Raw genomic sequence first — 9,004 nt, forward strand, 5'->3', positions numbered from 1 at the left:
GTTCTAAATAACTTATAAATGAACATATACATCGTTATTAAAGCAGAATATCCACATCTGATTGATCTTTGGGAAAATTCTGTAAGGGCCACCCATCATTATTTAACCGAAGATGATATTGCAGTTTACAAGCAATTGCTTCAATATAAATATTTGAGCCAGGTTAAACTTTACTGTACCAGGCAAAACGGGCAAATGACCGGATTTGTTGGTATTGCCGGCGATTTAGTCCACATGCTGTTCATCCACCCCCACGCTATGGGTAAAGGGGCAGGCAAACGCCTGCTTGAATTTGCCATTGATCAAAAACAGGTTAAAAAAGTCAATGTAAATGAACAAAACGAGCAGGCCAAAGGGTTTTACCGGTATATGGGTTTCGATGTTACCGGCCGTTCTGAAACAGATGGCGCAGGTAAACCATATCCGATATTGCAAATGGAGCTTATTTAAGCGCCGGCTACTTTACACTAACTTTAATGATCTTATCGTTGGTGCCGTTGCTGGTAATCAGGTAAACATCGCCTATCGGCGATATGGCCAAATCACGTAAACGGCCATAACTATTCTTGTAAAACGTATTTACCACATCCACTTTATCGCCGGCATCGTTAAGCTTCAACTGCAATAGTTCCTGGTCTTTTAATACCGCTAACAGCAAAGAATTTTTCCATTGCGGGATGGCGTTGTGGTTATAATAATCTATACCGGATGGCGCGATGGTTGGTGTCCAGGCAAATATGGGCTCTGCCACGTTGTTGATGGTACAAAAAGATTTTTCGTCGTTGGTATTGCAAAAGCCCTCAACGGTAGGCCAGCCAAAATTCCGGTCTTTTTGTATAATATTAACTTCATCATCAGTAGTGTTGCCATGTTCCGAGCTGTAAAGCCTGTCGACTACGAATACCAAACCTTGCGGGTTACGATGGCCATAGCTCCAAAGCGTGCTGCCCGCAACCGGGTTATCGGCCGGGATACTGCCGTCCAGGTTAATGCGTTGAATTTTACCTGCAGGGTTGCTTTTGTCCTGCGCGCGGGAGGCGGTTGCGGCATCGCCGCTGGTAATAAATAATTTTTTATCGGGCGATATGGCTAACCGTGTACCGTTATGGTTTACTGCTGCGGGTATATTGTCCAGCAGTACTACGGGGTTAATAAGCGTGGTACCGTTGTAAGTGAACTTTACAATTTTTTTGGTGTACTGCCCGGCCTTTAAGTAATTATAGGCTACAAATACTTCGGGGGTAGTGGCAAAGTCTGGGTGAAGAACCATGCCTAACAGCCCGCCTTCGCCTTGTGATACAACGTCTGTTAACGTGATAACCGGTGTGATGGCCCCTGTAGCAGGGTCGACACGGCTGATCTTGCCGCCGCGCTCGGTTATCCAAAGCTTATTGTCGGCCCCCCACAGTATCTCCCACGGAAAGGTTAAATTTTGCGTTAAAACAACGTCCGTAAGTGTGGCATCCGGCCGGTTGTCGGTGCTATCGTCAGTGCTTTTCTTACAGGTAATAAAAAATACCACACAAAAAATAGCAGCGAAGGTTGTCCATTTTTTCATAAGCTAAATATTAAATAAGTGGGGGTTAATATTTTAACAGGGAAGAATGGAAATTGTTGTTGTAAATTAAGGTAACGTGCAAATGGTTATTGCAAGTTTTTTAAACTTTTAAATTCATACCCCTGTGCGCTCCAGTATTCCATGGCCCTGGGTAGGGCATATTCCAGCCGGTCAAAGGCTTTAAGGCTGTCGTGAAACAGTACGATTGACCCGGCTGCGGTATTATCAACTACATTACTTAAACAGCGCTCCGGGCTAAGGTTAACGTCAAAGTCGCCGCTTAAAACGTTCCACATCACTATTTGTAACCCGGGCTTTGCCGCTTTAAGTAACTTAACCTGTTTCCTTTTTGCCCTTCCGTAAGGCGGGCGAAACAGTTGGCTGTTTATCAGTTTATCGGCCTGTACAAAATCATCCAGGTAAAGGTTGTTTGGGGTATCCCATCCTTTAAGATGGTTAAAAGTGTGGTTGCCAATGGCATGGCCGCCGGCTTTTACCTGCTCAAAAACAGCGGGGTGTTTGCGCACATTATCGCCTATGCAAAAAAAGGTAGCCTGTGCATTATACTTTTTTAAAATATTTAACACAAAGGGTGTAACAATGGGTATAGGGCCGTCGTCAAAAGTCAAATAAATGCAGCGGGTAGCCTGCGGCTTTGCATCCCATATTAAATTAGGATACAGCTTTTTAAGCAGCCATGGGGTCTTTACCAGGTACATGCAAATTTGGAGTTAAAATGTTTCGTAGCCATTAAACAAATAAAGCTTGCAAAGTAATTAGCAGTTACTTAGAATTGTATACCAACTTATCATGAAACTAAAATTACCATTATCAAAAGTAACCATTGCTTGCTTTATATTATTTTCCATATTTAATTTAAATGCAAAAGCGCAGGAAGTAATTACCCTTCAAAAGGCCATAGACTATACGCTGGAGCGGAACCTTACTATTAAGCAATCGCAATTCAATGAGTCTTTGACGGACGAAACGTTAAAGCAATCTAAATACAACCTGTTGCCGAACTTAACTGTTGGCCCGCAGGCATCTTTCAACTTCGGCCGTAATATCGACCCATCGACCAACCAGTTCATTAACCAGCGGATATTTGCCCTGAGCGGTTTTGCACAATCGCAGGTAGTGGTATCGCAGGGTGGGCAGTTGCGCAACCAGATCGTGGCCAACAGGCTGCAGTTAGATGCCGACAGGGGCGCTACCGCTAAAGTTAAGAATGACCTGATCTTGAACGTAGTTACCACTTACCTGAGCGTACTAACCAACCAGGATCTGGTGGCAGCCGCACAGCAGCAGATCGGGATAGCTAAGATCACGTTAGACAGGGCACAAAAGAACTTTGATGTAGGTAACCAAACCCTTGCCGATCTGTCTCAGGCTAAAGCGCAAGGATCTAATGCCGACCTGAACATTACTAACGCGCAAAATCAACTGGAACTATCGATATTAACGCTTAAACAACTGATGGAGATGCCACCATCCACACAGATTGTGGTTGAGAAACCCGATATCAGCAAACTGAGCGATGCAAGCACCTTATTTGATGCAGAGATCGTATTAAAAACGGCCCTTGCTGTTAACCCCGATATTTCCCTTGCCGAGCTTCGCCAAAAGGTAGCTGCGCAGAATATTAAAATAGCTAAAGGTAATTATTACCCAAGCCTTGTGCTTTTTGGCCAGGCAGGTTCCAATTACTCTGATGCAAGAAGGCTTTTTACGGGCTTAACGCCTACAGGCAGCTCTGATACGATTGGCTTTATAGCCAATACACAAACAGCTGTTGTTGCGCCTAACTTTATTCAAAGCTCAAAAAGGTATCCTTTCTTCAATCAGTTGGGCGACAACTTTAACCAGTCGGTAGGGGTGAGCCTGCAGATCCCGATCTTTGGGCGTTTTACCGCACGCACATCGGTACGCAAAGCCAAGATCAATTATGAGAACGCAGTGGTTACCGCGCAACTGGCAAAGAACAATTTAGGTAAGATCATTTACCAGGCTGTTTGGGATGTACGCGCTGCAGAGAAAAAATTTATCTCGACCCAGCAAACTTACCAGGCCAACAAAGATGCCTTTAATGTGATACAGCAGCGCTACAATGTTGGATTAGTAAACTCGCTGGATTATAATACTTCATTAACCAACCTCAATACATCACAATTTAACCTTATACAGGCGCAGTACGAAGTGGTGTTTCGCAGCAAGATCATCGATTACTACTTAGGTAACCCTATTAAACTATAACACACTAAACCAAATCCTGAAACAATATCATGGGAAAAACTACTAAATATATTCTGATAGGCCTTGGTGCCCTGATTGTATTGCTGATCATTGGCAAGGCAACCGGTATTATCGGCAAACCAAAACTAACGCAGGTGGCAACTGAAAAGGCCGATAACCGCGACATTAACGAAACCGTATCTGCCAGTGGTAAGATCAAACCTCACATAGAGGTTAAAATCAGCCCGGAAGTATCAGGTGAGGTGGTTGAGCTGCCGATTAAAGAAGGTGATGTGGTTAAAAAAGGCCAGCTGCTTTGCCGTATCCGCCCGGACATTTTAAAATCGGGTTACGACCGTGCAGTTGCATCATACAATACACAAAAGGCAAGTGTGGGCAATTCGTCGCAAATGCTTAAACAATCTGAAGCAACCTTTGCCAATCAGGCATCTATTTACAAGCGCAGTAAAGAGCTTTACGATAAAAAGGTATTGACAACTGCCGAATTTGAGCAGGCCAAAGCAAATTACGAAGGTGCTAAGGCAACTTTAGAAGCTGCCAAGCAAAACGTAGTAGGCAGCACTTACGGCCTTGCGCAATCACAGGCATCTGTTAAGGAAGCTCAGGATAACCTTGCTAAAACAACTATCTACGCACCGGTTGATGGTGTGGTATCTAAACTGTCTATCGAGCAGGGCGAACGCGTTTTGGGAACCCAGCAGTTTGCCGGTACCGAAATCATGACCATATCCGACCTGAGTAAAATGGACGTAAATGTGGATGTGAACGAAAATGACATTAACCGTATTGCCGTAGGTAACCCTGCCAAGATAGAGATCGATGCGTTTTTAGGTAAAAAATTCGACGGTCAGGTAATTGAAATAGGCAGCTCGGCAAATGTGGTAGGTACCAATGCCGATCAGGTAACTAACTTTACCGTAAAGGTGCGTATCACTGCACAATCTTACATCGACCTGCTTAAAAAGAATGCGGCTAATCACTCACCGTTCCGCCCGGGATTAACAGCTACGGTTGATATCCAAACCAACCATGTTAACGCCCTGTCGGTGCCTATCCAATCGGTAACCACCCGTGAGGAAAAGAAAAATAAAGTAGATAAACCGAAAGCCGATGACGATACCAAAAAATCTGTTAGCGACTCGGCACCTGCCAAAGAGTATGTATTTATATACGCGGCAGGTAAAGTTAAACAGGTGGAAGTTAAAACAGGCATACAGGATGATACCTACATCCAAATATTAAGCGGCCTTAAAGGCGGCGAAGAGGTGGTGTCTGCACCGTTTGCAGCTATCTCCAAAACGCTTAATGATGGTATGGTGGTAGAGAAGGTTGATAAATCTAAACTGTTTACCGGCGACGCTAAGAAGGACTAATCTTAAATAAGAACAAAGATGTTAAGGACGGAAGGGTTTATCCCTTTCGTCCTTTTTCTTTTTATCCCTTGCCCGCATGCCTTTTCCCTTAAAAATTCATTTATTTGTTGTGCCGTTAAAACCAATTAAGCGGCTGCACACTTTACTATTTAATGCTTAAGCAAATCAATAAAATTACCGTTGTTGGCGGCGGGAGCTGGGCTACAGCAAACGTTAAAATGCTTACCGATAATACCACCGAAAAAGAAATTTATTGGTGGATGCGGAACACCGACGCGGTGGAACATATCCAGAAATTCGGGCACAACCCTAACTACCTTAGCTCGGTTGAAATTAAGGTACCCGGACAAAACATATCATCAAACCTTAAGGAGTTGATCAGTCTTGCAGACTGCATTTTGCTGAATGTGCCTGCCGCGTTTTTAAAAGAAGCCCTGCAGGGTATCACAGCCGAAGATCTGAAGGGCAAAAAACTGGTATCGGCCATAAAAGGTATCGTTCCGGATGAGAACCTGATCATCGGCGAGTTTTTGCACCGGCATTATGATGTGCCGTTAGATCATTTCCTGGTGATAAGCGGTCCCTGCCATGCCGAAGAGGTTGCGTTAGAAAAACTATCCTATCTTACTATTGCGTCGCAGGATAACGCCCTGGCTGCCGAGTTTGCAGGTATGCTTAATACCCGCTACATTAAAACCATTGTATCTGATGATATTTACGGTACCGAGTATGGCGCCGTACTAAAAAATGTTTACGCTATTGCCAGCGGCATTTGCCACGGTGTTGGTTATGGAGACAATTTTCAGTCGGTACTGATCTCTAACGCTATCCGCGAAATGGAGCGTTTTGTAGATGTGGTACACCCAATAGACCGGGATATAAAAGAGTCGGCCTACCTGGGCGATCTGTTGGTTACCGCCTATTCGCAGTTTAGCCGTAACCGTACTTTCGGCAATATGATAGGAAAGGGGTATACCGTACGGTCGGCACAGTTAGAGATGAATATGGTTGCAGAAGGATATTATGCAGTAAATTGCCTACACCAGGTAAATAAAATTTACAAAGTTGAAATGCCCATTTGTGAGGCGGTATACGCTATTTTGTATAAAAAAGGGTCGCCTACAACCGAAATGCGTAAACTGGCAGAGAAATTGAGTTAACTGTTACAGTTAAACATAATTTAAATACTCCTATGAAACGTATATTCAGATCCGCGCTTTTTGCTGCAAGTTTGTTTGCCGCATCAGCGTCTTACGCGCAAACCCATAAAGACTCTACCCTTGGTGGCAAAATTAGCCACGGTGCAAAAAAAGGATGGAAAGCCACTAAAAAAACTGCTACTAAAGTAGGTAACGGTACTGCCGAAATTGCATCGAAAGGTGCTGCCGCAGTAGCTGATAAAAAGTTTGACGGCAAAGTTGCCCCTAACGGAGAGACGGTGTATATCGACAAAAATTCGGCTTACTACTATGTTAACAGTAAAGGCCGCCACGTGTATGTGAAAAAAGCTGCATTGGTAGATAAACCAATGTAATATATTGCCCGTATAAAGCACCTGTACCTACAGGTGCTTTATTGCTTTTACCTTATCATGAAAACTTATATACTCATACTCATACATATTGCCAGTGCGTTTGTACTGCTAAATTTTGCCTGTAGTAAACAGCAAACCAATTCAAAGTTACAGGGCACCTGGAAATCTAAGGATGGCGGCACGGTGTTGAAGATTACCGGCAAGCAGTTTACCTTGCAGGATAACAGCGCGCCTGTTCCCGAAGACTATTTTGTGAAGGGAGATACCATACTTACCTCTTTTGAAGGCAACCAGCCTTACACTAAATTTGTTATTCAGCACCTGGACGACAAGAACATGAAACTGATGTTCCCGGATTCTGTTGCGATTGAGTTTAGCCGTTAAAACAAAAACCTCCCGTATGATTAACAAACGAGAGGCTTTGTAAACAAAACTAAACTAAACTTATGCTTCGGTTAACTACTCCGAAGCTCTTATGAAAACTAACTAACTAATTAAGATCTTCTGCGGCGTTCCGGGCGTTCTTCGCGTGGTTTGCCAGAAAAGTCACGGAACCCACCGCCACCGGCGCTTTTGTTCCTGTCCCTGTTAAAACCACCTTCGCGTCTGTCGCCACCACCACTATTTCTGTCGCGGTTGTAACCGCCGCCGCCTTCACGCCTTTGGTAACCACCTTCGCGCCTGTCGCCGCCACTGCGTGAGCTGCTGGTACCTTCACCGGATATTTCTATCCTTACTTCGCGGCCCTTAAATTCAACGCCTTTAAAGTTGTTCACTACCTGCTCAACATCGCCGTTGCTTACTTCAAAGAATGAGTAAACACCTTTAACATCTATTTTACCTACAGTACGGCCGCTTATTTTGGAGTTGTTGCAAATGTAACCCAGCAAATCGCCGCGGTTAAATTCATCAACGCTACCTAAATTTATAAACAGGCGTGTATATTCTGATTTGCCACCGGCGTCGCGCATTCCGCGCTCACCTCTTTCGCCTTCCCTGCGGAAATCATCTGCAGGTGCATTAAGGTCTGGTGCGTTTTTATAATAATCTAAAAAGCGGTTAAACTCTAACGAAGCAAAACGTTTAATCACGTCCTCTTTGCTCAGTTCGGCAAACTCATCCATAATACGCGGGATGTATTGCTCAATCTGCTCATTGTTAACTTCAACCTTGTGCACTTTGTGTATCAGGGCAAAAAGTTGTTTCTCGCAAACGTCAAAACCTGTTGGGATCTCTGCTTTAATAAACTTTTTACCAATAACGCGCTCAATCTGGCGAATTTTACCTAATTCTTTACTATTAATGATAGCAATAGATACACCGGTTTTACCTGCACGGGCTGTACGGCCGCTACGGTGGGTGTAATTTTCAATCTCATCAGGCAAACTGTAATTAATAACGTGTGTAACATCATTAACATCAATACCACGTGCAGCAACATCAGTAGCAATTAATAACTGCAGGCTGCGTTCGCGGTAGCGTTTCATTACTTTATCGCGCTGTTGCTGTGAAAGGTCACCATGTAAAGAATCGGCGTTGTAACCGTCTTTGATCAGTGCCTCGGCAATTTCCTGAGTCTCTATTTTGGTACGGCAAAATACGATACCGAAGATCTCGGGGTTGTTATCAACAATGCGTTTAAATGCGGCGTATTTATCACGTGCACGAACAACGTAGTATTCATGATCGATGTTAACGTTACCGGTATTTTTTTCGCCCATGGTTAACTCAAAAGGGTTATCCATGTATTTTTTAGCGATCCTTCTAACTTCAGAAGGCATTGTGGCCGAAAACAGCCAGGTTTTTTTCTCGTCAGGAGTGGTTGATAAAATACTGTCAATGTCTTCCTGGAAGCCCATGTTGAGCATCTCATCAGCCTCGTCCAATACTACAAACTTAACCTGCGAAAAGTCTATCGCTTTACGGTTAATAATGTCAAGCATACGGCCTGGTGTGGCAACAACAATTTGCACACCACGCTTAATTTGACGTAGTTGGTCCTGAATACTTGCACCTCCGTAAACGGCAACAACGTGTACGTTGTTCATGTTTTTAGAGTAGTTCTTAATGTCGTTCGTGATCTGTAAACAAAGTTCACGTGTCGGGCATAAAACAAGTGCTTGCGGATGATTTTCTTCGAAATCAAGCAGTTCTAATAGCGGCAGTCCAAAAGCAGCTGTTTTACCGGTCCCTGTTTGGGCTAATCCGACAAAATCGTTGCTGCCTGTTAACAATACCGGAATTGACTGTTCCTGGATTGGCGTAGGATTTTCAAATCCTAACTCA

At 43.9% G+C, this 9,004-nt stretch carries 9 protein-coding genes; 6 read left to right on the forward strand and 3 right to left on the reverse strand.

Translation table 11 applies throughout. The features are described from left to right. The first annotated feature begins 18 nt into the window (after positions 1-18). Positions 19-450: a GNAT family N-acetyltransferase gene (locus tag ACE5CV_RS17550; protein WP_374951497.1), complete on the forward strand. Its 432-nt coding sequence runs from the start codon at positions 19-21 to the stop codon at positions 448-450. 7 nt (positions 451-457) lie between these two features. Here the strand turns inward: ACE5CV_RS17550 and ACE5CV_RS17555 are convergent, their stop codons facing one another. Then, positions 458-1,558 carry a PQQ-dependent sugar dehydrogenase gene (locus ACE5CV_RS17555; protein ID WP_374951498.1) on the reverse strand — a complete coding sequence of 367 codons (1,101 nt, stop codon included), beginning with the start codon at positions 1,556-1,558 and terminating at the stop codon, positions 458-460. Positions 1,559-1,644: 86 nt separating this feature from the next. Next, positions 1,645-2,277: a polysaccharide deacetylase family protein gene (locus tag ACE5CV_RS17560; protein WP_374951499.1), complete on the reverse strand. Its 633-nt coding sequence runs from the start codon at positions 2,275-2,277 to the stop codon at positions 1,645-1,647. 91 nt (positions 2,278-2,368) lie between these two features. On the opposite strand from ACE5CV_RS17560, the gene ACE5CV_RS17565 reads away from it, so the two are divergent. The 5 genes from ACE5CV_RS17565 to ACE5CV_RS17585 all read left to right on the forward strand — a co-directional run bounded on the left by ACE5CV_RS17565 (position 2,369) and on the right by ACE5CV_RS17585 (position 7,102). Continuing rightward, positions 2,369-3,811 (forward strand): TolC family protein, encoded by a 1,443-nt coding sequence (locus tag ACE5CV_RS17565; protein ID WP_374951500.1) that lies wholly within the window; start codon positions 2,369-2,371, stop codon positions 3,809-3,811. A 29-nt stretch (positions 3,812-3,840) separates the two neighbouring features. Then, complete coding sequence (locus ACE5CV_RS17570) at positions 3,841-5,184, forward strand: efflux RND transporter periplasmic adaptor subunit (protein WP_374951501.1); 1,344 nt, start codon at positions 3,841-3,843, stop codon at positions 5,182-5,184. 152 nt (positions 5,185-5,336) lie between these two features. Next, on the forward strand, positions 5,337-6,344 hold the full coding sequence (locus ACE5CV_RS17575) for an NAD(P)H-dependent glycerol-3-phosphate dehydrogenase (protein WP_374951502.1): 1,008 nt from the start codon (positions 5,337-5,339) through the stop codon (positions 6,342-6,344). A gap of 32 nt (positions 6,345-6,376) precedes the next feature. Continuing rightward, positions 6,377-6,718 (forward strand): hypothetical protein, encoded by a 342-nt coding sequence (locus ACE5CV_RS17580; protein WP_374951503.1) that lies wholly within the window; start codon positions 6,377-6,379, stop codon positions 6,716-6,718. A 57-nt stretch (positions 6,719-6,775) separates the two neighbouring features. Beyond that, positions 6,776-7,102 (forward strand): hypothetical protein, encoded by a 327-nt coding sequence (locus ACE5CV_RS17585; protein ID WP_374951504.1) that lies wholly within the window; start codon positions 6,776-6,778, stop codon positions 7,100-7,102. Between the two features lie 110 nt (positions 7,103-7,212). On the opposite strand, the gene ACE5CV_RS17590 is transcribed toward ACE5CV_RS17585, so the two are convergent. Further along, positions 7,213-9,004 (reverse strand): DEAD/DEAH box helicase (locus ACE5CV_RS17590; protein WP_374951505.1); only part of this gene is annotated, 1,792 nt, incomplete at its 5' end.

The organism is Mucilaginibacter sp. (assembly GCF_964263795.1).
GTDB lineage: Bacteria > Bacteroidota > Bacteroidia > Sphingobacteriales > Sphingobacteriaceae > Mucilaginibacter.